The following is a 25,331-nucleotide window of genomic DNA, read 5'->3' as shown; positions in this document are numbered from 1 at the left end:
AGGGGGGCGGTGAAAAGGGCCGGAGCCTCGGTCTGCATCAGCTCTGCTGGCTGAACAGCGAAACGTTGAACACCGGTGTCAGGCTGTTTGCAGGGGGCTGACTCAGCACCGTGCCCTGTACCGGGTCGAGATAGGTCTTGGTGCCTGCGGCCTGGCTGAAGTTGAACAGATCGTTGAGCGAACCGGCCGTGGCGTCGAATGAACCGCCGCCCAGGCGCTGGCCGCCCAGCCAGTTGTCCTCGATGAAGCGCACGATCGACGCCTGGCTGATCGGCGTGTTGCTCACATAGTTGGTCTTGGCCCACGGCGAGATGACGAGGAAGGGAATGCGGGTGCCGGGGCCGCAGCGGCCGTTGACCGGCTTGCCGTTCACGCCACCCGGCGGCGTGCCCTTGCCGCAGACGCCCGAGCCATTCAACTGGTCGGCCTGGCCGTCGAACGAGGGGCTGGTGGGATTGGCGTAGGCATGGTCGTACCAGCCGTCCGAGTCGTCCCAGGTGACGACCACCGCGGTGCTGCTCCACTGCGGCTGCTGTTCGAGGAAGTTGACCACCTGCGTGACAAATGCCTGTTCGTCCAGCGGGTCGGAATACCCGGCGTGGCCGTCCTCGAAGGCCGGGGCCTTGAGGTAGGCCACTGCAGGCATGTTGCCGGCCTTCACCGCAGCGAAAAAGTCCTGCAGGCCGTATTCGTGATTCGCCGGATCGGGGGTCTTGCCGTCGGTCTCGAGGGTATGGCCGATGGCCAGCGTGGAACTGGGGCGTGCGTGGGTGGGGTTGGCCGTGCTCTTGAAATACTGGAACCAGTTGTGGTGCTGGATGTAGTCGCCCACGGTGGAATTGACGACTGGCGAGAAGGTGCTGCGCTTGCAGCCCGTGGTGCCATTCGGATTGGTCACGCCCAGATTGAACCCGCCCATGAAACCGCCCCAGGAAACGTTGGCGGCGTTGAGCAGGTCGCCGATGTTCTTGCCCGACATGGACACGTTGTCGGTGGCACTGGAGCAGATGTCGCCCGACGGATCGACGTCGTTGATCATGGTGTAGCCACCTTGGCCGTCGTTGACGTAGTACGAATACTTGCTCAGCGTGAACGGCTGCTTGCTGGTGGCGCCGATGAGCATGCCGTTGGTCTGGCCGCTCACCGCTTCGAGCGCGCCGGGGGTGGACGGGCCGTAGGTGTCGGTATAGGCATCGTCGCTCATCGCGAAGTTCTGTGAATAGTTCCACATGGCGGTCACCGTGTTGCCGTCGAAATAGCCCATGACCTGGCCGGTGGTGCCGAATGCGCCTGGACCGCCACTGGTGCCCTTGCCGGTGAACTCGGGAAACTTGTCCGCCGCACCGTTGTCGTAGGCCTGCTGCTCGGCGGTATAGGCATGGTTCTGGTCGGCGGTGGCGGCCTGGCTGCGATCGAGGCGGAAGGGCTGGGTGGAGTTGGGGTTGCCGGTCAGCAGATTGGCCCGCACCAGATTGTTCGGCGTCGGCGTGCCCGCCTTGGCGCTGAACACCGGCTCCCCTGTCGGATTGGTCGCGTTCGGGTAGGTGGCGTAGTAGTGGTCGAAGGACACGTTTTCCTGATACAGCACGACCAGATGCTTGATCGGCGTCGCCGTGGTGAAGGCACGCGCGGCGGTGTAGTTGGTGCCGGGCACGGTGGCGGCAGAAGTTGAGCCGCCGCCGCAGGCGGCTAGGCTGGCGGCGATGGCCGCGATGGCAGCCGTGGCCAAGAGTGTTTTGCGCAACATGGAGAACTCCCTGAATGATGTGAACGATCGCTTGCGTGCAGATCTGCTGCGCCAAGCGATGACCGGCATTCTTGGAGGTGCAAATGTCGGTTGCGTGACGGCGCCGCGCACCGCAACATTCGGTTGCAGACGATACCGTCTGCTTACCTTTGCTGCCTGGAAAACCACTTACCGCGCCAGGCTCTTGAGTGCCTGGCGGATGCCGTCGTCCACGCTGCAGCCCTCGGGCAGGGCCTTCACTGCGGCAGCCGCCTCGCGTTCGGAGTAGCCCAGGGCGATCAGCGCCTGCAGCACGTCGGAGGTGCTGCCCGCCGCAGCGGCAGATGCGCCAGCGCCCAGATCGGCGCCGAGCTTGCCCTTGAGCTCGAGCAGCAGGCGCTCGGCGGTCTTCTTGCCGATGCCGGGCACACGGGTGAAGCGGGCCGTGTCCTGCTGGGTGACGGCCTGCGCGATCTCGGCAACGCTGAGCCCCGAGAGCACCGCCAGCGCGATGCGCGGGCCGATGCCGCTGATCTTGAGCAGCTCGCGGAAAGTGGCGCGTTCCGCAGCGGTGGCGAAGCCATAGAGCAGATGCGCATCCTCGCGAATGACGGTGTGGATCAGCAGGGTCACGCCATGGCCGACTGCCGGCAGGTCGTAGAGTGTGCTCATGGGCACGTCCACCTCGTAGCCCACACCGCCCACGTCGAGCAGGATCTGCGGGGGGGATTTGTCGAGCAGGGTGCCGTGCAGTCGTCCGATCATGGGCAAACTTTAGCAGCCGCTAACATTCGCGGATTCCTTTGTGGCTTCTCCCATGACCCGACCCTCCTCCTACAGCAAAGACGATCTGATCGCCTGCGGCGAAGGCCGCTTGTTTGGCCCCGGCAATGCGCAGTTGCCCCTGCGCGAGATGCTGATGATGGATCGCATCACCCTGATCACCGACGAGGGCGGCACCTACGGCAAGGGACAGATGCTGGCCGAGCTCGACATCCGCCCCGACCTGTGGTTTTTCGGCGTGCACTTCCAGGGCGACCCGGTGATGCCCGGCTGCCTGGGGCTGGATGCGATGTGGCAGCTCGTGGGCTTTTATCTCGGCTGGATGGGCGGTCCGGGACGCGGCCGCGCGCTGGGCGTGGGCGAGGTCAAGTTCACCGGTCAGGTGCTGCCCACAGCCAAACTGGTGCAGTACCGCATCGATCTCAAGCGCGTGATCAACAGCCGACTGGTCATGGGCATCGGCGATGGCACCATGCTGGTGGACGGCCGCGAAATCTATACCGCCAAGGATCTGCGCGTCGGGCTGTTCACCTCCACCGACGGGTTCTGAAACACGGGATTGCCGCCTCGCGGCGGCGCGCGTGTCCGAGGCCGCCGTTCCGCGCGCCTTGGGGCTGTTCGGGTATACCCTGGGCGTTTTCATGCGGCATTCGGGCGCACAATCTCGATTTGTATCCAAATGTTCGAGATTGTCATGCCGCCCGCCCCGCTCCGCCCCACCTTCAACCTGCAACGCCGCCACCTTCTGGGCTGGGGCGTGGCTGCTGCCAGTCTGGCCGCAGCAGGCGCCGCCGCGCCGCACATTGCGGCATTCGCTGCCGATGCGGTCGACTTCATCCGCGGCCCGAAGGTACCCGACGTGCCTTTCACCCGCCTGTCCGAGCATGTGCATGTGATCTACGCCGCCGACGGCTTTCCGACCGAGAGCAATCAGGGCATGATGAGCAACATCACTGCGGTCAAGACGGCCAAGGGCCTGGTCATCCTCGATTCCGGCGCCTCGGTGCAGATTGGCGAAATGGCGATCCGCCAGCTGCGCAAGCTCACCGATCAGCCGGTGGTCGCGGTGTTCAACTCGCACTACCACGGCGACCACTGGCTGGGCAACGATGCCTTCGCCAGTGCCTATGGCCAGGATCTGCCGATCTACGCCATGCCCCACACCCGCGAGCAGATTCTGGGCGCCACCGGCACCGAGTGGCAGCAGGCCATGCTCAAGTGGACCAATCAGTCGAGCGCGGGCACGCGCATCGTCGCACCCAACCGCGATGTGAAGCACGGCGACGTGTTCGACTTCGGCGACGTCACCCTGCGCGCGCACCACTACGGCACCGCGCACACGCCGTCGGACGTGTGCATCGAGGTGGTGCAGGACAAGCTCACCTATGTCGGCGACGTGATGATGAACCGGCGCATCGCCAACATGGACGAGGGCTCCTACCCCGGCAGCCTGGCCTACATGGCCGCGCTGGAGAAGAACATCCCCGGCAGCAACTGGCTGCCCGGCCACGGCCATGCGGGGCAGGAGGTGATGACCTGGCAGCGCGAGCTGTTTGCCGCGATCTGGGAGCATGCGCAAAAGGCCGCGCGCGACATGGCCGGGCCGGATGCCGCCATCGCCGCGGCCAAGGCCGACCCGCGCGTGGCTTCCAAGGCCAAGGACACCGCCGGCTGGGACAACAACATCGGCAAGTACATCAGCCTGGCGTATCTGGAAGCCGAACAGAACGTCTGACCTGCCGCGCGGCGGCCAAGCATCTACCGCACCCGCTCCACCGCCAGCGGCACCTTGACCCCGCCCTTGAACTCCGACAGGGTGATGCTCGGATCGACCAGTTCGCCGGTCGCGGTGAAGTGGATGTCGCTGTCGGTCACGCCGTCGTCGTCGATGTGGCGGATGTCCTTGCGATACACCCTGGGGTTGCTCGACCCGGCCTTCATCATGGCGTGTGCCAGCACCATCGCAGCGTCATAGGCGTTGGGGGAATAGAGCTGGAAAGCCGCGGCGCCGAACTCGGCGTCATAGCGCGCCTTCCACGCCTTGCCCCTGGGAAGCTCCGACAATGGCGCGCCGCCCTGCGCGCAGAGGGTGCCGTTGACCGCATCGCCCGCCACCTTGGCCATGATGGGCGCGCAGATGCCGTCGCCACCCATCAGCCGCGCCGTCATGCCGATCTGCCGCATCTGCCGCACCAGCGGTCCGGCCTGGCTGTACATGCCGCCGTAGAAGATCACTTGCGGATGGTCCGCCTTGATGCGGGTGAGGATGGCGGAAAAGTCACTGGACTTGTCGTCGGTGTATTCCCGGTCCACCACCTCCATGCCGAGCTTCCTCGCCGTGGCGGAGAACACATCGGCCAGGCCCTGGCCGTAGGCAGTGCGGTCGTCCACCACCGCCACGCGCTGCACATGCAGGGTGTCGTGCGCGTACTCGGCCAGCCCGGCGCCCAGCGCGTTGTCGTTGGCGATCATGCGGAAAAAGGTCTTGTAACCCTGCTCGGCAATCTTCGGCGCGGTGGACGACGGGGTGATCTGCGGGATGCCGGCCTGGCTGTAGATGCGCGCCGCCGGAAAGGTGCAGCCCGAGGTCTGGTGGCCAACCACGCCGCTCACGCCCTCGTCCACCAGCTTCTGCGCCACCAGCGTGGCCTGCGTGGGCAGACCCTGATCGTCTTCCGCGTCCATCGCCCAGCGCACCGGCTTGCCGCCGATGGTGGCGTGCTGGGCGTTGAGCTGGTTCAGCGCCATCTGCACGCCGTTGACCGCGTCCTGACCGCTGGCGGCCAGCGGGCCGGACAGTGGCACCGCCACGCCGATGACCACGCGCTGCTCCGCCGCATGCGCTGGCAGCCCCAGACCGGCGAACAGTGCCAGAGAGAATCCGGTGAATCGCAGTGATGCAGACATGGGCAGCTCCTTGAAAAACAGCAGGCTGCATGTTCCTGCAAGAAGCGCGCACGGCGTGTAAGAAAATGCGACAGCCATCGCAGCAAGCCATCAGCCGATCAAGCGTCCGCCCCGCGTGCGCATGCCGCGCAACTGGGCCGCGCTGAGCGTATCGGCCTTGCCCCGCCGTGCAGCCTTGGGCGCGTAGTCCGCAGCCAGCACTGCCGCCAGCCCGCGCTGCGCATGCGCATGGCAGATCGCCAGCCCGAGCGCGTCGGCGGCGTCCGGCCCCGGTTGGCCGGGCAGCGCCAGCAGCCGCGCCACCATCTCCTGCATCTGCGTCTTGCTCGCGCGGCCGTAGCCGACGATGGATTTTTTCAGCTGCAGCGCGGTGTACTCCACCACCGGCAAGCCCTGCGCCACCAGCGCGGCAATGGCCGCGCCGCGCGCCTGCCCCAGCAGCAGCGTGGACTGCGGGTTGACGTTGACGAACACGATCTCGACCACCGCCACGTCCGCCTGCGCCTGCCGCGCCACCGTGCTCACGCCGTCGAACAGGGTTTTCAGCCGCTCGGGCAACGTGCCCTTGGGAATGCGGATCGCCCCGCTGGCCTGATAGCCCAGGCGCTGCCCCTGCGCATCGACCACGCCATAGCCGGTGGTGTTGAGGCCGGGATCGATGCCGAGGATGCGCATGCGCCGCGTCGGCTCAATGCCGGAAGTGCCGCATGCCGGTCAGCACCATGGCCATGCCGTGTTCATTGGCGGCGGCGATCACCTCGGCGTCGCGCATCGACCCGCCGGGGTGGATGACCGCGGTGATGCCGGCCTGCGCGGCGTTGTCGATGCCGTCGCGGAAGGGGAAGAACGCGTCGGACGCCATCACCGCGCCGGCCACCGGCAACCCGGCGTGCTCGGCCTTGATCGCGGCGATGCGCGCCGAGTTCACCCGGCTCATCTGGCCCGCGCCGACGCCGATGGTGCGCTGATCCTTGGCATAGACGATGGCGTTGGATTTGACGAACTTGGCTACGCGCCAGGCGAACAGCAGGTCGCGCAGCTCGGCCTCGGTGGGCTGGCGCTGGCTGGCGATCTGCAGCTCGCCGTGCAAGGCAAGATCGGCATCCTGCAGCAGCAGGCCGCCGTTGACCCACTTGGCGTCGAACCGGGCCGTCGGCTGCGCGTCCCAGCTGCCGCAGGCCAGCAGACGCACGTTTTTCTTCGCCGCGCACACCGCAAGTGCCTCCTGCGACACCGCGGGCGCGATGATGACTTCGACGAACTGACGCTCGACGATCGCACGCGCGGTGTCGGCGTCGAGTTCGCGGTTGAACGCGATGATGCCGCCGAAGGCCGACTCGGTGTCGGTGGCGTAGGCGCGGTCGTATGCGGCCAGCAGCGTGTCGCCGTACGCCACGCCGCAGGGGTTGGCATGTTTGACGATCACGCACGCCGGCCCGTCGGCGAACTGCTTGACGCACTCGAGCGCGGCATCGGCGTCGGCGATGTTGTTGTACGAGAGCTCCTTGCCCTGCAGCTGGCGCGCGGTGGCGATGCTGGCCTCGCGCGCGCCTGGCGCGACATAGAACGCGGCGCGCTGGTGCGGGTTCTCGCCGTAGCGCAAATCCTGCTGCTTGGTGAACGTGAGGTTGAGCTGCGCGGGAAAGTCGCTGCGCGTGCCGTCGTCCTGCAGCGCCGTCAGGTAGTTGGAGATCGCCGCGTCGTATTGCGCGATGCGGTTGAACGCGGCAACCGCGAGGCGAAAGCGCGTGGCATCGCTGACCCTGCCGGCGGCGCGCAGTTCCTCCACCACCACGGCATAGTCGGCCGGATCGGTGACCACCGCGACATGCTGATGGTTCTTCGCGCCGGAGCGCACCATCGCCGGGCCGCCGATGTCGATGTTCTCGATCGCATCGGCAAGGCTGTGCGGCTTGGCCACCGTGGCCTCGAAGGGGTAGAGGTTGACGCAGAGGATGTCGATCGCCGGCAGGTCGTGCGCCGCGGTCTGCGCCACATGCTCGGGCAAGTCGCGCCGCGCCAGCAGACCGGCATGCACCTTGGGATGCAGGGTCTTGACCCGGCCGTCGAGCATTTCGGGAAAGCCGGTGTAGTCGGCCACCTCGAGCACGGGCAGACCGGCATCGCGCAGCAGCCTGGCGGTGCCGCCTGTGGACAGCAGGCGCACACCCAGGGCGTGCAGTTCACGGGCGAAGTCGAGCACGCCGGTCTTGTCGGAAACGGAAATCAGGGCTTGCATGGAAGTCTCGAAGGAAGAAAAGAGGGGCGGATCAGAGCAGCTTGTGTTCGGCGAGTTTTTTGCGCAGGGTGTTGCGGTTGATGTCCAGCCAGCGCGCAGCCAGGGACTGGTTGCCTTCCGCATGGCGCATCACGGTGGCCAGCAGCGGCTTTTCCACCGCCTGCATCACCATGGTGTGAATGCCGTGCGGCTCGGAACCGCCGAGATCACGGAAATAGCCCTCCAGGCTTTCGATCACGCATTGTTCGAGGGTTTTGCGTTGCGGATTCATGCGGCGGCAAGAGGATGAGGGAGGGAAGGCAGCGCCCCGCAGAGCAGGCGTCGCAGCGCGGTCAGTTGCTCGGCGGCGGTCTGCAGGGTGTTGAAATACTGGCGAAACGCCGCGCCGCCCGGCAGATTGGCGACGTACCAGCCCACATGCTTGCGCGCGGTGCGCACCCCGGCGGCCTCGCCATACAGCGCGTAGTGATCGTCCAGATGCGCGAACAGCCAGTCGCGCCACTGCTCGGGCGGCGGGTCGGGCAGCAGCACGCCGCGCTCGACAAACGCGGCGATCTGGCCGAACAGCCAGGGGCGCCCCATCGCCGCGCGGCCGACCATCACTGCGTCGGCGCCGGTGTGCTGCAGCACTGCAGCGGCCTTTTGCGGCGAGTCGATGTCGCCATTGGCCACCACGGGAATGGAGACGATGCGCTTGACCTCGGCAAGGGTGTCGTACTCCGCCTGCCCGCCATAGCCCTGCTCGCGGGTGCGGCCGTGCACCACGATCATCGCCGCCCCTGCGGCCTCGGCCAGCCGGGCGATACGCGGGGCGTTGCGCGCCGCGGCGCACCAGCCGGCGCGCATCTTGAGCGTGACCGGCGCGTCGAACGGGCGGGCTGCCGCCACCGCGGCCTCGACCAGCCGCGCGGCGAGGTCTTCGTCCTGCATCAGCGCCGACCCGGCCCAGCGGTTGCAGACCTTTTTCGCCGGGCAGCCCATATTGATGTCGATGATGTGCGCACCGCGCGCGAGGTTGTACGCGGTGGCGTGCGCGATCTGCTCGGGGTCGGTGCCGACGATCTGCACCGCGACCGGCGCGGCCTCGCCGTCGTGGTTGGCGCGGCGCGCGGTCTTGAGGCTGTCGCGCAGATCGGGCCGCGCGGTGATCATTTCGCTCACGCAATACCCGGCGCCGAGTTGCCGCGCCAGGCGCCGGTACGGCCGGTCAGTGACCCCGGCCATCGGCGCGGCGAACACGCGGTTGGGCAAGACATGCCGCCCGAGCCAAAGCGGCGCGCGCAGCCGCGACAGCGCATCGAGAGGCGCGGAGTCGGCGGGGGCAGCGGGTTGGGTCATGGCGGGACGGCGTGCGCAGCGCAGCAGGCCCGTGGATCCGGCTGCCGCTTTTTTGTGCAGGGGGTGGATTCTATGCCGCGGCAGGCGGCGTCCGGCCCGCGCCGGGCGCCTCCCCTGCCGTGCCGCCGGCCTGCTGCCGCAGCCGGATCTGGCGCCAGACCTGCAGCCTGTCCTGCTCGCTCATGCTGCTCCAGCGCGCGATTTCGTCCAGGGTACGCAGGCAGCCACGGCACAGCCCCCGCGCTTCGTCGACGGTGCAGACATTGATGCAGGGGGACGGCACGGCCATGTCAGACGGGGCGGGTGACGGCGCTGGGCGCAGCACCGAGCCAGCGCGGCAGATCGTCGGGTCGCAGCGCAAAGACCGCATGCGGATGCCCCGCCGCGGCCCAGATGCGGGCAAAGCGCCACAGACTCTGGTCGATCAGCGCGATCGGCGGCTGGGCATGCCCCACCGGACTGACCCCGCCGATGGCAAAGCCGGTGGCCGTGCGCACAAAATCGGCATCGGCGCGTGCGAGCCGCCCCACCTGCGCGGCCACGGCGCGCTCGTCCACCCGCCGATCCCCGGCGCAGACCACGAGCACGGCGCGGTTGCTGTCCACATGGCGGAACACGATGGACTTGGCAATCTGCCCGAGCTGCACACCGAGCGCATCAGCGGCCTGCTGCGCAGTGCGCGCCGCGGCGTCGAGCAGGACCGGCGGCTCGGCATGGCCGAGCGCGGCCAGCGCGTCGATCACCCGCTGCACCGATGCGCTCGGGTGGCCGATGGCGCGGGGCGGCATGGCGTGGCTCATGCGGCGCAGGCGACGCTGGTGCCGTTGCCCTGCTCGGCGGCCCACTTGGCCAGCAGCGCGCGGCCGGCGCGGCTGTGGTTCGGGCGGCCGATGGCGCGTGTGATGAAGTCGCCCGTCTGCACCACCGCGCGCAGATCGACCCCGGTGTCGATGCCCAGGCCGTGCAGCAGGTAGAGCAGATCTTCGGTGGCGAGATTGCCGGTGGCGCCCCTGGCGTAAGGGCAGCCCCCCAGCCCGGCGACCGAGGAATGAAAGCTCGCCACGCCCAGTTGCAGCGCGGCGAGCACATTGGCCAGCGCCTGGCCATAGGTGTCGTGGAAATGCCCGGCCAGCCGCGCGAGCGCAAACACCCGCGACGCGGCGTCGAACACCGCCTGCACCGCGCCGGGCGTGCCCACGCCGATGGTGTCGGCGATGTCGATGCTGTCGCAGCCCAGATCGGCCAGGCGCCGCACCACGTCGACCACCGCAGCCGGCTGAACCTCACCCTGGTACGGACAGCCCAGCGCCACGGAAATGCTGCCGCGCAGCCGCACCCCGGCGGTCTTCGCCGCGTGTGCGACCGGGCGGAAGCGTTCGATCGATTCGGCGATCGAGCAGTTGATGTTTTTCTGCGCAAACGCCTCGCTTGCCGCGGTGAACACCACGACCTCGTCCACGCGGGCGGCGAGCGCCGCCTCCATGCCTTTGAGATTGGGCACCAGCGCGGAATACCGCGTGCCGGGACGGCGGCGGATGCCCGCCATCACCTCGGCGCTTCCGGCCATTTGCGGCACCCACTTGGGCGAGACGAAGGCCGCAGCCTCGATCTGCGGCATCCCTGCGGCGGACAGCCGGTCGATCAGGTCGATCTTGACCGCGGCGGGCACCGGATTGGCCTCGTTCTGCAGGCCGTCGCGCGGGCCGACCTCGACCACTTCGACGAATTTGGGCAAGTCGTTCAGGGAATGCATGGCGTGTCTCCGGTTCAATACCCCAACCGCATGTCGACCACGCCGCCGGGCGATTCGCCGCGCTCGATCGCGGCGATCTTGCGCACGATCTGCGCTGCCGACGGGCCGACCAGGGTTTGCGCCGCCACATGCGGGGTGATGCGCACCCGCGAGTGGCGCCACAGCGGATCGTCTGCCGGCAGCGGCTCGGTGGCGAACACATCGAGCAAGGCGCTGGCCAGGTGCCCGGACTGCAGCAGATCGAGCAGATCGGCCTGATCGACCACCGCACCCCGGCTGGCGTTGATCAGGTGCGCGCCCTGCGGCAGGCGGCTCAGCGCAGCGTAGTCGAGCAGCCCGCGGGTGTCGGCGGTCAGTGGCAGCAACACCACCAGCACCCGGGTCTGCGCGAGAAATTCGTCCAGGCTGCCCAGCCCGACCACCTGGCAGTTCAGCCCCGCGACAGCGCGGCCGCTGCGGGTGCAGGCGTGGATCGGAAAGTCCATCGCCGCCACGCGCCGCGCGGCAGCTGCGCCCATCTGCCCCAGACCGAGAAAGCCGACGGTGAAACTGGCGCGCGGCGGCAGCGGCAGCGGCTGCCAGTGTTGCTGCGCCTGCTGCTCGGCATAGTCGAGCATGCGGCGATACGCGTGCAGCACGCCTTCGGCGACGTAGTCGGCCATCTGCCGCCCCATGCCCGCGTCCTCCAGACGGATCAGCGGCACGCCGGGGTGCAGGCGGTGCAGCAGCGGCGCGATGGCATCGACCCCGGCGCCGAGGTTGAACACCGCGCGCAGCCCCATCTGCCCGGCGAGCCACTCGGCCTCGGGGCGCCAGACCAGCGCGAACTCGGCCTGCGCATCGCGGTCGGCGCAGGCGTCGATCACGTCGATCGCCAGCCCGTTTTCCTTGGCGTGCTGCATCAGCGCGTCGCGCCAGCGGCGAAACGGCTCGTCGGGGTCCCATACGGCGAGTCTCATGTCTGCGCTTCCTGCGCGTGCGGTGCGGTGATGCGCAGCAGTTCCGCGCCTTCGCTGACCTGGTCGCCGACGGCGTGCAGCACCGCGCTCACCTGCCCGGTCGAGGGCGCGCTCAGGGTGTGCTCCATTTTCATGGCTTCGAGCACCAGCAGCGGCGCACCCGCCTGCACCGTCTCACCTGGCTGCACATGCAGCGCGATGATCTTGCCGGGCATCGGCGCGGTGAGCCGCCCGCCGCTCTGCACCGCGGCCGCGCTGCCCAGATCGGCAGCGCGCAGTTGCAGCAGCGCCTGCTCGCCTGCGGCGAACACAGCAAACCCCGAAGCCCCCAGCCGCACCACCTCGACCTGCGCGCGCTGCCCGCCCAGCGTGAGCACCAGCACGCGCGCGTTTGCGCCCGACGCGGCGCGCGCGCTGCAGGCAAAGGGCTGCGGCGCATCCAGCCCCGGCGCCTGCAGACGCAGCGGCTGCGCAGCCTGCGGGTAGAGCAGCGCGCCGCGCAGTTCGCCCCAGGGGCTGTCGAACACGAACGCGCGGGGCGGCAGCACGCCGTTGCTGAAGCCGTCGCAGGCGGACCAGGGATCGTCGGCCTGCGCCTGACGCTCGTCCTCGAGCAGCGCGCCGACCGCTGCGGCGCACGCCAGTTGCGGCGCGATCGCAGGCGGCGCCATGAGCGCGTCCTGATGCCGATGGATCAGCCCGGTATCGACCACCCCGGCGGCAAACGCCTCCTGCCCGAGCAGGCGGTGGAGGAACTGCACATTGGTCTGCACCCCGGCGATGTGCGTTGCCGCCAGCGCCTGCCGCAGCCGCAGCCGCGCCTGCTCGCGCGTCGGCGCCCAGGCGATGAGCTTGGCGATCATCGGGTCGTAATACGGCGTGATCGCATCGCCCTCGCGCACCCCGCTGTCGATGCGGATACCGGATTCGCCTGCCGCGCCGAACGCGGTATGCGGCGGCAGCGCCAGCCGCTGCAGCACCCCGGTCGACGGCAAAAAGCCGGCTTCGGGATGCTCGGCATAGATCCGCGCCTCGATCGCATGGCCGCGCGTGCGCACCTCGTCCTGCGCGAGCGGCAGCGGCTCGCCTGCGGCCACGCGCAACTGCCACTCGACCAGGTCGAGCCCGGTGATCGCCTCGGTCACCGGATGCTCGACCTGCAGCCGGGTGTTCATTTCCATGAAGTAAAAGTTCTGCGGCACGGCGTTCTCCTCGCACTCGACGATAAACTCGACCGTTCCCGCGCCGACATAGCCCACTGCCTGCGCCGCGGCCACGGCGGCAGCGCCCATGGCTTCGCGCATCGCCTGCGGCAACCCCGGCGCGGGAGCTTCCTCGACCACTTTTTGGTGGCGGCGCTGCATCGAGCAGTCGCGTTCGGCCAGCCACAGGCAATGCCCGTGCATGTCGGCGAACACCTGGATTTCGATATGCCGCGGGTGGCGCACCAGGCGCTCGAGCAGCACCGCGTCGTTGCCAAAGCTGCTGCGCGCCTCGCGGCGGCAAGACGCCAGCGCCGCAGCGAAGTCTGCCGCCGCCTGCACCTCGCGCATGCCCTTGCCGCCGCCGCCGGCGCTGGCCTTGATCAGCAGCGGGTAGCCGATGCGCTCGGCCTCGGCTGCCAGCCGCGCGTCGTCCTGCTCTGCGCCGTGGTAGCCCGGCACCAGCGGCACGCCTGCAGCCTGCATCAGCCGCTTGGATTCGGCTTTGAGCCCCATCGCCTGCATCGCCTCGGGCGGCGGGCCGACGAACACCAGCCCGGCCTGCGCGCATTGCCGCGCGAAATCCGGGTTTTCGCTCAAAAAACCATACCCCGGATGCACGGCCTGCGCGCCGGTGTCGCGCGCCGCCTGCACGATGCGCTCGCCGCGCAAGTAGCTGCCCGCCGCCTCGGCCGGGCCGATGCACACCGCCTCGTCGCACGCCGCGACATGCGCGGCCTGTGCATCGGCCTCGGAATACACCGCCACCGTCTGGATGCCGAGCCGCCGGCAGGTGGCAGCGACCCGGCAGGCGATTTCTCCGCGGTTGGCGATCAGGATTTTGTTGAACATGGAGCGCTCCCTGAGGCGTGACTCAGCGCTTGTCGCGAAAGGACACATCGGTGACCGGGGACGCGCTTTCCCCCCTGCCGCTGAACATGCGCACCATGCGGCCGAGCAGCCCGCGCACGAAGTGCAAGCTGCGCCGCGCCAGCCACACCATCGCCGCCAGCACCAGCGCCAGCGCGAGCAAAAACAGCACCGGGTGCAGCCAGGCCAGCCACAGCCCGCCGAGCACCAGCGCGTCTTCCCCGAACGACGCGCCGATGTTGGAAAACGGCTCGGGCGAGGTGTTGATCGCCGCGCGGGTGGACAGCTTGGTGCCGTGGCTCACTGCGGCCAGGCTGCCTCCGGCGGCCGCCGCCAGCGCCGCGACGAAGGTGTGATCGAGCCCGAACACGCTGGCTGCGAGCACCGCCCCGGCGGGGATGCGCAGCAGGGTGGAGATGAAGTCGAGCAGGCTGTCCACGCCCGGAATCTTGTCGCCGACGAATTCGAGCAGGGCCAGAACCCCGGTGATGCCCACCGCCAGCGGGCTGGCCAGCGCCTGCAGCCCGGCGGGCAGTTGCACCCACCCGGCCAGCCCGGCGACGCCGACGGCGAACATCACCAGAAAGGCGCGCAGCCCGCTGGCCCAGCCCAGCGCTGCGGCCAGCGCGAGCAGTTGCAGGGTGTCGAGGGTGGGGGCTTGCATCGATGGCCTCAGGCGGTTTGCTGCACGGGGATGGTGCGGCGCACCGCAGGGGGCTGCTGTGGCGCTGCCGTGCCGCTGGCGCGCAAGCCCAGACGGGCGAACAGCGCGCGGTCGGCCTCGACCTCGGCGTTGCCGGTGACCAGCAGGGTGTCGCCGTAAAAAATGGAGTTGGCGCCGGCGAGCAGGCATAGCGCCTGGATGCCGTCGCCCAGCTCCTTGCGGCCTGCGGACAGCCGCACCCAGGCGCGCGGCATGACGATGCGCGCCGCAGCCACGGTGCGCACGAACTCGAACGGGTCGAGGTCGGGCGCGTGTTCCAGCGGAGTGCCGGCCACGCGCACCAGCGCGTTGATCGGCACCGATTCGGGGTACGGGTCGAGGTTGGCCAGCTCGGCGAGCAGCGCGGCGCGGTCGGCCCGCGTCTCTCCCATGCCAACGATGCCGCCGCAGCACACCGCCATGCCCGCGCTGCGCACATGGTGCAGGGTGTCGAGCCGCTCCTGATAGGTGCGGGTGGTGATGATGTGGCCGTAGAACGCGGGCGAGGTGTCGAGGTTGTGGTTGTAGTAGTCCAGCCCCGCGTCGGCCAGGCGCCGCGCCTGCTCGGGGCGCAGCATCCCGAGGGTCATGCAGGTCTGCAAGCCGAGCGCCTTGACCCCTTCGACCATGCGCGCCACCGCGTCGATGTCGCGATCCTTGGGCTCGCGCCAGGCTGCGCCCATGCAAAAGCGGGTGGCCCCGGCGTCCTTCGCCGCCTGGGCGTTGGCCAGCACCAGATCGAGGTCCATCAGCTTGCCAGCCTTCAGGCCGACGTCGTGATGCGCCGATTGCGGGCAGTAGCCGCAGTCTTCGGCACATCCGCCGGTCTTGATCGACAGCAGCGAGGACAGCTGCACCTCGGTCGGGTCGAAATGCGCGCGGTGCACCTGCTGCGCCTGCCACAGCAATTCGGGCAGCGGAAGGTCGAGCAGGGTTTCGATGCGCGCGGGCGTCCAGGGGTTGGCTGAGGTCATGTGCATGGCGGGATTCGGTTCGGTTGGGTTCGGTTCGGTTCAGTTCGGGCCGGGTGCGGCCCAGAGAGGCTTGCGTCTTTCCAGAAAGGCGGAGATGCCTTCGCGCCCGTCGCTGCTGGCGCGGGCCTGCGCGATGCGCTCGGCGGTGTCGGCCAGCAGCACCTCGCCCAGCGGATGATGCGCCACCTCGGCGAGCAGCCGCTTGGCCGCGGCCAGCGCCTGCGGTGATGCGGCCAGCAGCGCCTGCGTCCAGGCGTGCACCTGGGCGTCGAGCGCGGCGGCGTCTGCAGCGACCTCGTGCACCAGCCCGATGCGCTGCGCCGCGGCGGCGTCGAACACCTCGGCGGTCAGGGTCAGGCGCTGCGCCGCGCGCGCGCCGACGGCGCGCAGCACATGCGGCATGATGGTCGCCGGAATCAGCCCGAGCCGGACTTCGCTCAGGCAAAACCGCGCGGCGGATGCGGCCACCGCCAGATCGCAGGCCGCCACCAGCCCGACACCGCCGGCAAACGCATCGCCCTGCACCCGGGCGATCACCGGCTTGGGGCATTCTGCCACGCTGCGCAGCATGCGCGCGAGCTGCAGCGCGTCGTCGCGGTTCTGCACTTCGCTGTACTGCGCCATCTCCCGCATGTAGCGCAGATCGGCGCCGGCGCAGAACGTCGCTCCCTCGGCGGCGAGCACGACTGCGCGCACCTGCAGGTCTTCGCCGAGCGCGACGAACGCCGCGTGCAGCGCAGAAATGGTCGCGGCGTCGAAGGCGTTGCGCACCTCGGGGCGGTTCAGCGTGACCGTGGCCACCACCCCGGCGCGCTCCACCCGAACAGCGGCAGCCGCGTTCATGCTGCCTCCTCGCGCAGCATGTAGATCAGATCGAGCACCGGCGCAGCGCGGCCCATCGCGGTCAGCGCCGCGGTGATCTGGCCGCGATGGTGCGTGGCATGGTTGAACACATGCGCCAGGGTCAGCGCGAACGGTGAGGTGACAGGTTCGCCACGGCTGGTGGCATAGGCTAGCGTCGATGCAAAGCGCTCGGGCGACAGCGACGTGATGAACGGCTGCCAGGCCTGCGCCACATCCAGCAGACGCTGTGCCAGCCGCGCGCGGTCGGGCTCGACCTCGGCGTCCAGCGCAATGCCACTCGGTGAGACACCGTCGATGAAACGCCGCTGCCACAGCAGCCCTTCGCCCACCAGCAGGTGGTTGAGCGTGCCGTGGATGCTCTTGAAAAACAGCCCGCAGTCGCGGCGGTAGTCGGCCTCGGGCAGCGGCGCGACGTGCTCGGCGAGCAGCCGCCGCGTGGCCCAGAGGTGATAGCGGGCCAGGGTCTGGAAGTAAGCACCCAGCGGATTCAGGACGTCCATGTGTCGATTTCTCCCACCAGTTTGAACCCCTCGATTAAACCCCCGACATCGGCGTCGCAGCGCAGCAGGGTAGGGCCCTGCGTCATGCAAAAGCTGGCGAGCAGCACATCGATCGGGCTGCGCACGCAGCAACCCTGCATGCGCAACCGGCGGTCGAGGCGCGCCGCCTGGACTGCGTGCGCCTCCCGCCCATGCTTACCTGCGACAGCGCGCGCATCAGACTGTCGGCCCATCGTCGATGTCGATATGGGTTCGCATGATCGGCGCTCGATGTGTACGGAACGAATCAATCCTACACATCACATGCGCAGCACACCGAAACGGGTTTGCGGGATGGGCGCGTTCAGCGCGGCGGACAGCCCCAGCGCGAGCACGCGGCGGGTGTCGGCCGGGTCGATGATGCCGTCGTCCCACAGCCGCGCGGTGGCGTAATACGGGTGGCCCTGCGCCTCGTATTGCGCGCGGATCGGCGCCTTGAACGCCTCTTCTTCTTCCGCGCTCCAGCTGCCGCCCCGCGCCTCGATGCCGTCGCGCCGCACCGTGGCGAGCACACTGGCTGCCTGCTCTGCGCCCATCACGCTGATGCGCGCGTTCGGCCACATCCAGAGTTGCCGCGGGCCAAACGCCCGGCCGGACATGCCGTAATTGCCGGCGCCGAACGAGCCGCCGATGATCACGGTGAACTTGGGCACCTGCGCGCAAGCCACTGCGGCGACCAGCTTGGCACCGTGCCGGGCGATGCCTTCGTTCTCGGCCTTGCGCCCAACCATGAACCCGGTGATGTTCTGCAGGAACAGCAGCGGGATGCGGCGCTGGCAGCACAGCTCGATGAAGTGCGCGCCCTTGACCGCGCTGTCGGAGAACAGGATGCCGTTGTTCGCCAGGATGCCCACCGGGATGCCGTGCAGATGCGCAAACCCGCACACCAGCGTGCTGCCAAAGCGCGCCTTGAATTCGTCGAACGCCGAGGCATCGACGATGCGGGCGATGACCTCGCGCACGTCGAACGGTTTGCGCGCGTCGCGCGGCACAATGCCGTACAGCTCGCTGGCTGGGTAGAGCGGGTCGCGCGGTGCGCGCAGGTCGAGCGCGGCGCGCGCGCTCGGGGGCAAGCGCGCGACGATGCTCCGGGCGATCGCGAGCGCGTGCGCGTCGTTCGCGGCGAGATGGTCGGCCACGCCCGAGAGCCGGGTGTGCACGTCGCCGCCGCCCAAGTCTTCGGCGCTGACCTCCTCGCCGGTGGCCGCCTTGACCAGCGGCGGGCCGCCGAGAAAGATCGTGCCCTGGTTGGCGACGATGATGGATTCGTCGCTCATCGCCGGAACGTACGCGCCGCCTGCGGTGCACGAGCCCATGACCACGGCGATCTGCGCGATGCCCTCGGCGCTCATCGTCGCCTGGTTGTAGAAAATGCGGCCGAAGTGGTCGCGGTCGGGGAAGACCTCGTCCTGGTTGGGCAGGTTGGCGCCGCCGGAATCGACGAGGTAGATGCACGGCAGGCGGTTTTCGCGCGCGATCTCCTGCGCGCGCAAGTGTTTTTTCACCGTCATCGGGTAATACGTGCCGCCCTTGACCGTGGCGTCGTTGCACACGATCACGCACGGCCGCCCGGACACGCGGCCGATTCCGGTGATGATCCCAGCTCCTGGCGCGGCGTCGTCGTACATCCCGTGCGCAGCCAGCGGCGAGAGTTCGAGAAACGGCGACCCGGGGTCAAGCAATTGCGCCACCCGCTCGCGCGGCAGCAGCTTGCCGCGCGCGGTGTGTTTGGCGCGCGCGGCCTCGCCGCCGCCTTGCGCCGCTTGCGCGAGTCGGGCGCGCAGGTCATCGACCAGCGCCTGCATCGCCTGCGCGTTGGCGGCGAACTCGGCGCTGCGCGGATCGATCTGGGTGTCGAGCGTCGGCATGGTCGGTCAGGCGGTCTGCGCCGGGCGCAGCCCGAGTTCCTGCTGCATCGCCTCGCGGATCTTGAACTTCTGCACCTTGCCGGTGATGGTCAGCGGAAAGCTCTGCACGAAGCGGATGTAGCGCGGAATCTTGTAGTGCGCGATCTGTCCCTGGCAGAACGCGCGGATGTCGTCCTCGGTCGGCGCGGCGCCCGGCTTGGGGATGATCCAGGCGCACAGTTCCTCGCCGTATTTGGGGTCGGGCACGCCGACCACCTGCACGTCCTGCACCATCGGGTGGCGGTAGAGAAATTCCTCGACCTCGCGCGGGTAGATGTTCTCGCCGCCGCGGATGACCATGTCCTTGATGCGGCCGACGATGTTGACATAGCCCTCCTCGTCCATGGTCGCCAGGTCGCCGGTGTGCATCCAGCCCTCGGCGTCGATCGCCTCGCGGGTCTTGGCCTCGTCGCCCCAGTAGCCGTGCATCACCGAATAGCCGCGCGTGCAGAGTTCGCCGGTCTGCCCGGACGCCACGGTCTGGCCGGTGGCCGGGTCGACGATCTTCACTTCCAGATGCGGCTGCACCTGCCCGACCGTGCTCACCCGCTTGGCAAGCGGCGTGTCTGTGGAACTCTGGCAGCTCACCGGTGCGGTTTCGGTCATGCCGTAGGCGATGGTGATTTCGGACAGATGCATGTCGCGCACCACCCGCTTCATCACCTCGGTCGGGCAGGGGCTGCCGGCCATGATGCCGGTGCGCAGCGTGGAGAGGTCGAACTCGGCAAAGCGCGGGTGGTCGAGCATGGCGATGAACATGGTCGGCACGCCGTGCAGCCCGGTGCAGGCTTCGTCCTGCACGGCCTGGAGCGTTGCCAGCGGGTCGAACGCGTCGTTCGGGTAGACGATGGTTGCGCCGTGCGTCAGGCACGCCAGATTGCCCAGCACCATGCCGAAACAGTGATACAGCGGCACCGGGATGCACAGCCGGTCTGCTGCGGTGAGCTTCATCGCCTCGCCGATGAAATAGCCGTTGTTCAGGATGTTGCTGTGGGTGAGCGTGGCGCCTTTGGGAAAGCCGGTCGTGCCGCTGGTGAACTGGATGTTGATCGGATCAGACGCGCGCAGGCCGGCTGCGGCCTGCGCCACTGCCGGGTCGTCTGCGCTGCCCTGCGCGATCCAGTCGGCAAAGCGCAGCATTCCGGGCTCGTGCTGCTCGCCCAGATGGACGACCAGCCGCAGCTCGGGCACGCGCGCGGCGCGCAGCGCACCCGGCGTGCTGTGCGCCAGCTCTGGCGCGAGCTCGCGCAGCATGGCCAGGTAGTCGCTGGTCTTGAACGACGGCATGGTCACCAGCGCCTTGCACCCGACCTTGTTCAGCGCGTATTCGACCTCCGCGACGCGGTACGCCGGGTTGATGTTGACCAGGATGACGCCGACGCGCGCGGTGGCCAGTTGCATCAGCACCCATTCCACGCTGTTGTGCGCCCAGATGCCCACACGGTCGCCCTTGCGCAGGCCACTGCGCAGCAGGCTGCTGGCCAGCCGATCGACCTCGCGCTTGAGTTCGGCATAGCTCAGTCGCACGTCCTGATGGCGCACGACCAGTGCCTCATGCAGGCCCTGCCGTTCGGCCATGGCGTCGAAAAAGTCGCCCAGGGTCTGGGTGATGAGGGGCTGATCGGTACGGCCGCAAGCGTAGCTTTGCAGGCGCACTTCGGTGTCGGACATGATGGGTCTCCTCTGTGTGTTGCCCGCGACTGTGCGCGGTTCATCTATTCGTTCAGAAACCGCCGGTCTGCAGCCAGTGCGCGAGTTGCGGCAGACGGTCCACGCCCCAGAAAGGCTGCTCGTCGACCACCATGAACGGTGCGCCGCACATGCCCTCCTCCAGCGCGCGGTCGCAGTTGGCCTTGAGCTGGGCCTTGATGGCCGGGTCGGTCGTGTGACGCGACACGGTATCGGCCGGCAGACCTTGTTCGGCAGCAAGCGCCTGGAGGACCGGCAGTTCGGCGATGTTGCGGTTTTGCGTGAAATAGGCCGCGAAGCAGCGATGCAGCCACGGCACCGCCTGCGCCGGATGTTCGCGCTGCAGCCCGATGAGCACCCGCGCGGCCTGGTAAGTCGCAAGCGGAAACGGGTCGGGGTGGACATACGGCACGCTCAAGTACCGCGCCGAACGCGGAATGTCGATGCGGGCGTAATCGCCCTTGAGCGGCTGATCGATCAGGGGTTTGGACCCCGTGGCCTGGAACACCGGCCCGAGCAGCATCGGTACCCATTCGATGTCGCGCAGATGCTGCGCGGCGATGGCCTCGATCTGCGTGCTCGCCAGATAGGCGTAGGGCGAGGAGAAGTCGAAAAAAAAGGTGATCGGGCTGACGGGCATGGGTGTCTCCTGGTGTCGGTATGTCGGTTTACAGCGCGCGGGCGATCAGCATGTTTTGCACGTCCGAAGTGCCTTCGTAAATCTGGCAAACCCGCGCGTCGCGCCAGATGCGCTCGACCGGAAAGTCGGCGACATACCCATAGCCGCCGTGGACTTGCATCGCCGCGCTGCACACCCGCTCGGCCATTTCGCTGGCAAACAGCTTGGCCATCGCCGCCTCCTTCAGGCAAGGCTGTCCGGCGTCCTTGAGGCTTGCCGCATGCCAGAGCAACTGCCGCGCGGCTTCGATCTGCATCGCCATGTCGGCGAGCCGGAACTGCACCGCCTGGTGCGCAAACAACGGCTGGCCGAACGCGGTGCGCTCGCGCGCATAGCGCAGCGCCGCCTCGAACGCGGCGCGCGCCATGCCCACCGCCTGCGCGGCGATGCCGATGCGCCCGCCCTCCAGCCCCGAGAGGGCAATCTTGTACCCCTGCCCTTCGGCGCCGATGCGGTTTTCCACCGGGATGCGGCAGCCGTCGAAGCGGATTTGCGCGGTGTCGCTCGCCGCCTGTCCGGCCTTGTCCTCCAGCCGCTCGACCACATAGCCCGGGGTGTCGGTCGGCACGATGAAGGCGCTGATGCCGTGTTTGCCCGCGGCGCGGTCGGTCACCGCAAGCACGATCGCGACCTGGCCGTTCTTGCCGCTGGTGATGAACTGCTTGACGCCGTCGAGCACGTAGGCGTCGCCGTCGCGCCGTGCGGTGGTGCGCAGGTTGGCCGCGTCCGACCCGGCCTGCGGTTCGGTCAGCGCGAATGCGCCGACCATCTGCCCGCGCGCCAGCGGTTCGAGCCAGCGGCGTTTTTGCGCGTCGTCTCCCCAAGCGAGCAGGATGGAGCACACCGGGCAGTTGTTGACACTGACGATGGTGCTGGTCGCGCCGTCGGCTGCGGCGATTTCCTCGATCGCCAGCGCCAGAGACAAATAGTCCAGCCCGGCGCCGCCCCACTCGACCGGCACCGCGATGCCCAGGCAACCCAGCTGCGCCAAGCCCTGCAGCGCCTCGCGCGGAAACCGCGCCTGCCGCGCCCACGCGGCGGCGTGCGGCGCGATTTCGCGCTGGGCGTAGTCGCGCACCGCGTCGCGGATCAGGCGGTGGTCGTCAGACAGCAACATGGATCATTCCCCTCGGACGACTGCCCCTTCCCAACCTCCCCCACGCGTGGGGGAGGAGCACGCTGGGTAGTCCCGTGCATTCACAACAGTTCGACCGCCATGGCCGTCGCCTCGCCGCCGCCGATGCACAGCGCAGCCACCCCCTTTTTCAGCCCCCGCTGGCGCAGCGCGCCGAGCAGCGTGACCACGATGCGCGCGCCGCTCGCGCCGATGGGGTGACCGAGCGCGACCGCGCCGCCGTGGACGTTGACGATGTCGTGCGGCAGGCCGAACTCGCGCATCGCCGCCATGGTCACCGCGGCGAACGCCTCGTTGACCTCCCACAGATCGACCTCGCGCGGCTGCCATCCGGCTTTGTCGAGCACCTTGCGGATCGCGCCGACCGGCGCGGTGGTGAACCACTCGGGCGCCTGCGCGTGCACCGCGTGCGCACGGATGCGCGCGATCGGCGCGCAGCCGAGCTTGTCGGCGGTGGACTGGCGCATCAGCACCAGCGCCGCGGCGCCGTCGGAAATGCTCGACGAGGTCGCCGCGGTGATGCTGCCATCCTTCTTGAACGCCGGTTTGAGGCCGGGAATCTTGTCGAGCTTGGCCTTGAACGGTTGTTCATCGCGGGCGATCTGCACCGCACCGCCACGACCGGCGACGCTGACCGGCGCCATCTCCCAGTCGAAGCTGCCGTCCTCGTTGGCCTTCTTGCTGCGCTCGGTCGAGGCGATGGCAAACGCGTCCATCTCCTCGCGGCTGAAACCATATTCGGCCACGCAGCTCTCGGCGAACACCCCCATCGCCTTGCCGCGGTCGTACGCATCCTCCAGGCCGTCAAGCGCCATGTGGTCGTAGAACTGGGTCAGGCCGTATTTCACGCCCTTGCGCACAAAGGCCAGATGCGGCGCGTTGGTCATGCTCTCCATGCCCCCGGCCACCATCACGGAGGCCGAGCCGGCGGCGAGCATGTCGTGCGCGAACATCATCGCCCGCATGCCCGAGCCGCACATCTTGGACAGGGTCACGGCACCGGCGCTCTGCGGCAGACCGGCCTTGAGCGCCGCCTGCCGCGCGGGCGCCTGGCCCTGTCCGGCCATCAGGCAGTTGCCCATCAGCACTTCATCGACCTGCTCGCCTTGGATGCCGGCGCGCTGCACCGCGGCGGCGATCGCCGCTGCGCCCAGTTCCCAGGCAGGCAGCGCGGCAAAGTCGCCGAGCAGCCCGCCGATGGGCGTGCGCGCGGCGGAAACGATGACGATCGGATCGGTCATGGTGAGGTCTCCAGTTCGGTTGGTGTGGAATGCGCGCGCGCGGCCTGCGGCCGGGGAAAGCGGCGCGCCGCGTCGTAGGTGAACACGTCGTACAGATGACCTTCGCGGATGCGGCTCTGGTGTTCCTGCCAGAACGCCGGTTCGAGCAGGTCGGCGTGGTGCTTGAGAAACACGGCGCGCACCTTGGGGTTGCCCAGAAGGAACTGGCCGAAGGTCTCTGGAAACACGTCATGCGGGCCGACCGCATACCACGGCTCGGCGGCCATCTCGTCTTCCTCGTTGCGGGGCGGCGGCACGCGGCGGAAATTGCAGTCGGTGATGTACTCGATCTCGTCGTAGTCGTAGAACACCACCTTGCCGTGACGGGTGATACCGAAGTTTTTCCACAGCATGTCGCCGGGAAAGATGTTGGCTGCGACCATGTCCTTGATGGCGTTGCCGTACTCGATCACCGCGGCCTCGAGCTGCGCGTCGTCGGCTTCCTGCAGATAGATGTTGAGCGGAATCATGCGCCGCTCGATGTAGCAGTGGCGGATGATGATGGTGTCGCCGTCGAACTCGAGCTGCGAGGGGCAATAGGTCTGCAGCTCGTCGATCAGCTCGGGTGAGAAGCGCGCGCGATCGAACGCGACATTGGAATATTCCAGCGTCTCGGCCATGCGCCCCACGCGGTCGTGCTGCTTGACGAGCAGATACTTGCCCTTGATCTTGTCGCGCGTGGTGTCTTTCTGCGGCGGGTAGAAGTCCTTGATCACCTTGAACACGAACGGGAACGACGGCAGGGTGAACACCACCATCACCATGCCCTTGATGCCCGGCGCGACGATGAACTTGTCGCTCGAATGCCGCAGGTGAAACAGAAAGTCGCGGTAGAACAGCGTCTTGCCCTGCTTGGCCAGCCCCAGCGCGTTGTACAGCTCGGCGCGTGGCTTGCGCGGCATCAGGCTGCGCAGGAACTGCACATAGGCCGAGGGAATCTCCATGTCCACCATGAAATACGCCCGGGCGAAGGAGAACAGCAGCAGCATGTCGTCCTCGGTGAGCAGCACGGTGTCGATGAAGAGCTGTCCGCGGTCGTTGTGCAGGATGGGCAGCGCCAGCGGAAATTCGGTGAACCCGTTGATCACCTTGCCCACCGCATAAGCGCCCTTGTTGCGGAAGAACAGCGAGTCGAGCATCTGGATCTGGAAGTTGGCACGCAGCCGCACATCATTGCCGAAACGCTTGCGCACCGCAGCGATCACTTGCGCGACATCGTGATCCAGGTCCTCGAACGGCAAGGCGAGCTGGAAGTTCTCGATCGCGCGGCGCAGACAGCCGTGCAGCGCCGCGTGGGTGTGCGGGTAATACACCCGGAAAGTTGGCTTGGCCGCAGGTTCCTCGTTCTCGATGTACTCGGTGGACACCGCCGGGCGCACGAACAGGAACTCGTTGTTGAAATGCTCGCGCCGCAGAATCTTGGTGGTCACCGAGTTGAAAAATGTCTCGGCCAGCTCGGGCTGGTGATGATTGGTCAGCAGGCCGATGTAGTGCAGCTTGGCCTGCTGCCAGATCTCCATGGGCTGATTGCCAGCGTCGAGTTCCTTCTGCAGCCGCTCGGTGCCTTCATCCACGCGCTGGTCGTAGAACGCAATGCGCTCGCGTTGCGCCGCCTGTTGCGCTGCCCAGTCGGCGCGTTCGAAACGTTCCTTCGCCGCGGCGCTCACCTGGCGGAACAGGCGGTAGTGGCGGTTGAAGCCCTCCAGCATGGTGCGCGCCATGGCAAAGGCGATGGGGGAATCCAGACGGGGCGGAAACTGATTCATCGGACACCTGCGCGGCGT

Annotated in this window: 25 protein-coding genes; 2 read left to right on the top strand and 23 right to left on the bottom strand. The window is 68.2% G+C overall.

Going from position 1 to position 25,331, the window contains the following annotated elements; translation table 11 throughout:
• Positions 1–37: 37 nt before the first annotated feature.
• Both AC1ZQA_RS02055 and ruvA read right to left on the bottom strand, forming a co-directional pair.
• Positions 38–1,747 (bottom strand): phospholipase C, encoded by a 1,710-nt coding sequence (locus tag AC1ZQA_RS02055; RefSeq protein ID WP_482678184.1) that lies wholly within the window; start codon positions 1,745–1,747, stop codon positions 38–40.
• 168 nt (positions 1,748–1,915) lie between these two features.
• Positions 1,916–2,491 (bottom strand): Holliday junction branch migration protein RuvA, encoded by a 576-nt coding sequence (gene ruvA, locus AC1ZQA_RS02050; RefSeq protein WP_482678183.1) that lies wholly within the window; start codon positions 2,489–2,491, stop codon positions 1,916–1,918.
• 52 nt (positions 2,492–2,543) lie between these two features.
• Here ruvA and fabA point away from each other — a divergent pair, with 52 nt between their 5' ends.
• Both fabA and AC1ZQA_RS02040 read left to right on the top strand, forming a co-directional pair.
• Positions 2,544–3,059 (top strand): 3-hydroxyacyl-[acyl-carrier-protein] dehydratase FabA, encoded by a 516-nt coding sequence (gene fabA / locus AC1ZQA_RS02045; RefSeq protein ID WP_482678182.1) that lies wholly within the window; start codon positions 2,544–2,546, stop codon positions 3,057–3,059.
• 144 nt (positions 3,060–3,203) lie between these two features.
• Positions 3,204–4,244 carry an MBL fold metallo-hydrolase gene (locus AC1ZQA_RS02040; protein ID WP_482678181.1) on the top strand — a complete coding sequence of 347 codons (1,041 nt, stop codon included), beginning with the start codon at positions 3,204–3,206 and terminating at the stop codon, positions 4,242–4,244.
• 23 nt (positions 4,245–4,267) lie between these two features.
• Here AC1ZQA_RS02040 and AC1ZQA_RS02035 read toward each other — a convergent pair whose 3' ends face one another.
• The 21 genes from AC1ZQA_RS02035 to aceK all read right to left on the bottom strand — a co-directional run bounded on the left by AC1ZQA_RS02035 (position 4,268) and on the right by aceK (position 25,313).
• Positions 4,268–5,416, bottom strand: a complete 1,149-nt coding sequence (locus AC1ZQA_RS02035) for a branched-chain amino acid ABC transporter substrate-binding protein (protein WP_482678180.1) — start codon at positions 5,414–5,416, stop codon at positions 4,268–4,270.
• A 90-nt stretch (positions 5,417–5,506) separates the two neighbouring features.
• Complete coding sequence (gene ruvC / locus AC1ZQA_RS02030; RefSeq protein ID WP_482678179.1) at positions 5,507–6,091, bottom strand: crossover junction endodeoxyribonuclease RuvC; 585 nt, start codon at positions 6,089–6,091, stop codon at positions 5,507–5,509.
• Between the two features lie 13 nt (positions 6,092–6,104).
• A complete protein-coding gene (gene purH / locus AC1ZQA_RS02025; protein ID WP_482678178.1) occupies positions 6,105–7,655 on the bottom strand; it encodes a bifunctional phosphoribosylaminoimidazolecarboxamide formyltransferase/IMP cyclohydrolase in 1,551 nt (516 codons plus the stop codon).
• A 31-nt stretch (positions 7,656–7,686) separates the two neighbouring features.
• Positions 7,687–7,926: a helix-turn-helix domain-containing protein gene (locus tag AC1ZQA_RS02020; RefSeq protein WP_482678177.1), complete on the bottom strand. Its 240-nt coding sequence runs from the start codon at positions 7,924–7,926 to the stop codon at positions 7,687–7,689.
• Positions 7,923–8,993, bottom strand: a complete 1,071-nt coding sequence (gene dusB / locus AC1ZQA_RS02015) for a tRNA dihydrouridine synthase DusB (protein WP_482678176.1) — start codon at positions 8,991–8,993, stop codon at positions 7,923–7,925. The genes AC1ZQA_RS02020 and dusB overlap by 4 nt, the downstream gene beginning before the upstream one ends.
• Positions 8,994–9,063: 70 nt before the next feature.
• Positions 9,064–9,282 carry a DUF1289 domain-containing protein gene (locus tag AC1ZQA_RS02010; protein WP_482678175.1) on the bottom strand — a complete coding sequence of 73 codons (219 nt, stop codon included), beginning with the start codon at positions 9,280–9,282 and terminating at the stop codon, positions 9,064–9,066.
• 1 nt (position 9,283) lies between these two features.
• Entirely contained in the window at positions 9,284–9,793 is a 510-nt protein-coding gene (locus AC1ZQA_RS02005) for a YbaK/EbsC family protein (RefSeq protein ID WP_482678174.1), read from the bottom strand.
• A complete protein-coding gene (locus tag AC1ZQA_RS02000) occupies positions 9,790–10,746 on the bottom strand; it encodes a hydroxymethylglutaryl-CoA lyase (protein WP_482678173.1) in 957 nt (318 codons plus the stop codon). Before AC1ZQA_RS02000 ends, AC1ZQA_RS02005 begins: the two co-directional genes overlap by 4 nt.
• Before the next feature lie 14 nt (positions 10,747–10,760).
• Positions 10,761–11,705 (bottom strand): 2-hydroxyacid dehydrogenase, encoded by a 945-nt coding sequence (locus AC1ZQA_RS01995; RefSeq protein ID WP_482678172.1) that lies wholly within the window; start codon positions 11,703–11,705, stop codon positions 10,761–10,763.
• Positions 11,702–13,759: an acetyl/propionyl/methylcrotonyl-CoA carboxylase subunit alpha gene (locus AC1ZQA_RS01990; RefSeq protein ID WP_482678171.1), complete on the bottom strand. Its 2,058-nt coding sequence runs from the start codon at positions 13,757–13,759 to the stop codon at positions 11,702–11,704. The genes AC1ZQA_RS01995 and AC1ZQA_RS01990 overlap by 4 nt, the downstream gene beginning before the upstream one ends.
• 22 nt (positions 13,760–13,781) lie before the next feature.
• Entirely contained in the window at positions 13,782–14,441 is a 660-nt protein-coding gene (locus AC1ZQA_RS01985) for a DUF4126 domain-containing protein (RefSeq protein WP_482678170.1), read from the bottom strand.
• Positions 14,442–14,449: 8 nt separating this feature from the next.
• Complete coding sequence (bioB, locus tag AC1ZQA_RS01980) at positions 14,450–15,460, bottom strand: biotin synthase BioB (RefSeq protein WP_482678169.1); 1,011 nt, start codon at positions 15,458–15,460, stop codon at positions 14,450–14,452.
• A gap of 33 nt (positions 15,461–15,493) precedes the next feature.
• Positions 15,494–16,297, bottom strand: coding sequence for an enoyl-CoA hydratase-related protein (locus AC1ZQA_RS01975; RefSeq protein ID WP_482678168.1), 804 nt, complete (start codon positions 16,295–16,297; stop codon positions 15,494–15,496).
• Positions 16,294–16,818 carry a DinB family protein gene (locus AC1ZQA_RS01970; RefSeq protein WP_482678167.1) on the bottom strand — a complete coding sequence of 175 codons (525 nt, stop codon included), beginning with the start codon at positions 16,816–16,818 and terminating at the stop codon, positions 16,294–16,296. The genes AC1ZQA_RS01975 and AC1ZQA_RS01970 overlap by 4 nt, the downstream gene beginning before the upstream one ends.
• Positions 16,806–17,051 (bottom strand): PIN domain-containing protein, encoded by a 246-nt coding sequence (locus AC1ZQA_RS01965; protein WP_482678166.1) that lies wholly within the window; start codon positions 17,049–17,051, stop codon positions 16,806–16,808. The genes AC1ZQA_RS01970 and AC1ZQA_RS01965 overlap by 13 nt, the downstream gene beginning before the upstream one ends.
• Positions 17,052–17,117: 66 nt before the next feature.
• Entirely contained in the window at positions 17,118–18,725 is a 1,608-nt protein-coding gene (locus AC1ZQA_RS01960; RefSeq protein ID WP_482678165.1) for a carboxyl transferase domain-containing protein, read from the bottom strand.
• A 6-nt stretch (positions 18,726–18,731) separates the two neighbouring features.
• Positions 18,732–20,435 (bottom strand): AMP-binding protein, encoded by a 1,704-nt coding sequence (locus tag AC1ZQA_RS01955; RefSeq protein WP_482678164.1) that lies wholly within the window; start codon positions 20,433–20,435, stop codon positions 18,732–18,734.
• A 52-nt stretch (positions 20,436–20,487) separates the two neighbouring features.
• Positions 20,488–21,093, bottom strand: a complete 606-nt coding sequence (locus AC1ZQA_RS01950; protein ID WP_482678163.1) for a DsbA family protein — start codon at positions 21,091–21,093, stop codon at positions 20,488–20,490.
• A 28-nt stretch (positions 21,094–21,121) separates the two neighbouring features.
• On the bottom strand, positions 21,122–22,249 hold the full coding sequence (locus AC1ZQA_RS01945; protein ID WP_482678162.1) for an acyl-CoA dehydrogenase family protein: 1,128 nt from the start codon (positions 22,247–22,249) through the stop codon (positions 21,122–21,124).
• A gap of 80 nt (positions 22,250–22,329) precedes the next feature.
• Positions 22,330–23,508, bottom strand: a complete 1,179-nt coding sequence (locus AC1ZQA_RS01940) for an acetyl-CoA C-acyltransferase (protein WP_482678161.1) — start codon at positions 23,506–23,508, stop codon at positions 22,330–22,332.
• Positions 23,505–25,313, bottom strand: coding sequence for a bifunctional isocitrate dehydrogenase kinase/phosphatase (gene aceK / locus AC1ZQA_RS01935; RefSeq protein WP_482678160.1), 1,809 nt, complete (start codon positions 25,311–25,313; stop codon positions 23,505–23,507). Before aceK ends, AC1ZQA_RS01940 begins: the two co-directional genes overlap by 4 nt.
• Positions 25,314–25,331 lie beyond the last annotated feature (18 nt).

It is taken from the genome of Thiomonas sp. DCM-2 (assembly GCF_056820905.1).
Note: the sequence above shows the minus strand (reverse complement) of the source record. Positions and strands in the feature narration are given on the sequence as shown.

What these genes read in the sequence shown, in the direction of transcription:
- aceK (WP_482678160.1), bottom strand. Translation starts at nt 25,313, where the DNA reads ATGAATCAGTTTCCGCCCCGTCTGGATTCCCCCATCGCCTTTGCCATG.
- AC1ZQA_RS01955 (WP_482678164.1), bottom strand. Translation starts at nt 20,435, where the DNA reads ATGTCCGACACCGAAGTGCGCCTGCAAAGCTACGCTTGCGGCCGTACC.
- AC1ZQA_RS01995 (WP_482678172.1), bottom strand. Translation starts at nt 11,705, where the DNA reads ATGAGACTCGCCGTATGGGACCCCGACGAGCCGTTTCGCCGCTGGCGC.
- AC1ZQA_RS01960 (WP_482678165.1), bottom strand. Translation starts at nt 18,725, where the DNA reads ATGCCGACGCTCGACACCCAGATCGATCCGCGCAGCGCCGAGTTCGCC.
- dusB (WP_482678176.1), bottom strand. Translation starts at nt 8,993, where the DNA reads ATGACCCAACCCGCTGCCCCCGCCGACTCCGCGCCTCTCGATGCGCTG.
- ruvA (WP_482678183.1), bottom strand. Translation starts at nt 2,491, where the DNA reads ATGATCGGACGACTGCACGGCACCCTGCTCGACAAATCCCCCCCGCAG.
- AC1ZQA_RS01965 (WP_482678166.1), bottom strand. Translation starts at nt 17,051, where the DNA reads ATGGGCCGACAGTCTGATGCGCGCGCTGTCGCAGGTAAGCATGGGCGG.
- AC1ZQA_RS01950 (WP_482678163.1), bottom strand. Translation starts at nt 21,093, where the DNA reads ATGCCCGTCAGCCCGATCACCTTTTTTTTCGACTTCTCCTCGCCCTAC.
- AC1ZQA_RS02010 (WP_482678175.1), bottom strand. Translation starts at nt 9,282, where the DNA reads ATGGCCGTGCCGTCCCCCTGCATCAATGTCTGCACCGTCGACGAAGCG.
- bioB (WP_482678169.1), bottom strand. Translation starts at nt 15,460, where the DNA reads ATGCACATGACCTCAGCCAACCCCTGGACGCCCGCGCGCATCGAAACC.
- AC1ZQA_RS02055 (WP_482678184.1), bottom strand. Translation starts at nt 1,747, where the DNA reads ATGTTGCGCAAAACACTCTTGGCCACGGCTGCCATCGCGGCCATCGCC.
- AC1ZQA_RS01985 (WP_482678170.1), bottom strand. Translation starts at nt 14,441, where the DNA reads ATGCAAGCCCCCACCCTCGACACCCTGCAACTGCTCGCGCTGGCCGCA.
- AC1ZQA_RS02040 (WP_482678181.1), top strand. Translation starts at nt 3,204, where the DNA reads ATGCCGCCCGCCCCGCTCCGCCCCACCTTCAACCTGCAACGCCGCCAC.
- AC1ZQA_RS02000 (WP_482678173.1), bottom strand. Translation starts at nt 10,746, where the DNA reads ATGCATTCCCTGAACGACTTGCCCAAATTCGTCGAAGTGGTCGAGGTC.
- AC1ZQA_RS01940 (WP_482678161.1), bottom strand. Translation starts at nt 23,508, where the DNA reads ATGACCGATCCGATCGTCATCGTTTCCGCCGCGCGCACGCCCATCGGC.
- AC1ZQA_RS01990 (WP_482678171.1), bottom strand. Translation starts at nt 13,759, where the DNA reads ATGTTCAACAAAATCCTGATCGCCAACCGCGGAGAAATCGCCTGCCGG.
- ruvC (WP_482678179.1), bottom strand. Translation starts at nt 6,091, where the DNA reads ATGCGCATCCTCGGCATCGATCCCGGCCTCAACACCACCGGCTATGGC.
- fabA (WP_482678182.1), top strand. Translation starts at nt 2,544, where the DNA reads ATGACCCGACCCTCCTCCTACAGCAAAGACGATCTGATCGCCTGCGGC.
- AC1ZQA_RS01970 (WP_482678167.1), bottom strand. Translation starts at nt 16,818, where the DNA reads ATGGACGTCCTGAATCCGCTGGGTGCTTACTTCCAGACCCTGGCCCGC.
- AC1ZQA_RS02005 (WP_482678174.1), bottom strand. Translation starts at nt 9,793, where the DNA reads ATGAGCCACGCCATGCCGCCCCGCGCCATCGGCCACCCGAGCGCATCG.
- purH (WP_482678178.1), bottom strand. Translation starts at nt 7,655, where the DNA reads ATGCAAGCCCTGATTTCCGTTTCCGACAAGACCGGCGTGCTCGACTTC.
- AC1ZQA_RS01975 (WP_482678168.1), bottom strand. Translation starts at nt 16,297, where the DNA reads ATGAACGCGGCTGCCGCTGTTCGGGTGGAGCGCGCCGGGGTGGTGGCC.
- AC1ZQA_RS02035 (WP_482678180.1), bottom strand. Translation starts at nt 5,416, where the DNA reads ATGTCTGCATCACTGCGATTCACCGGATTCTCTCTGGCACTGTTCGCC.
- AC1ZQA_RS01945 (WP_482678162.1), bottom strand. Translation starts at nt 22,249, where the DNA reads ATGTTGCTGTCTGACGACCACCGCCTGATCCGCGACGCGGTGCGCGAC.
- AC1ZQA_RS02020 (WP_482678177.1), bottom strand. Translation starts at nt 7,926, where the DNA reads ATGAATCCGCAACGCAAAACCCTCGAACAATGCGTGATCGAAAGCCTG.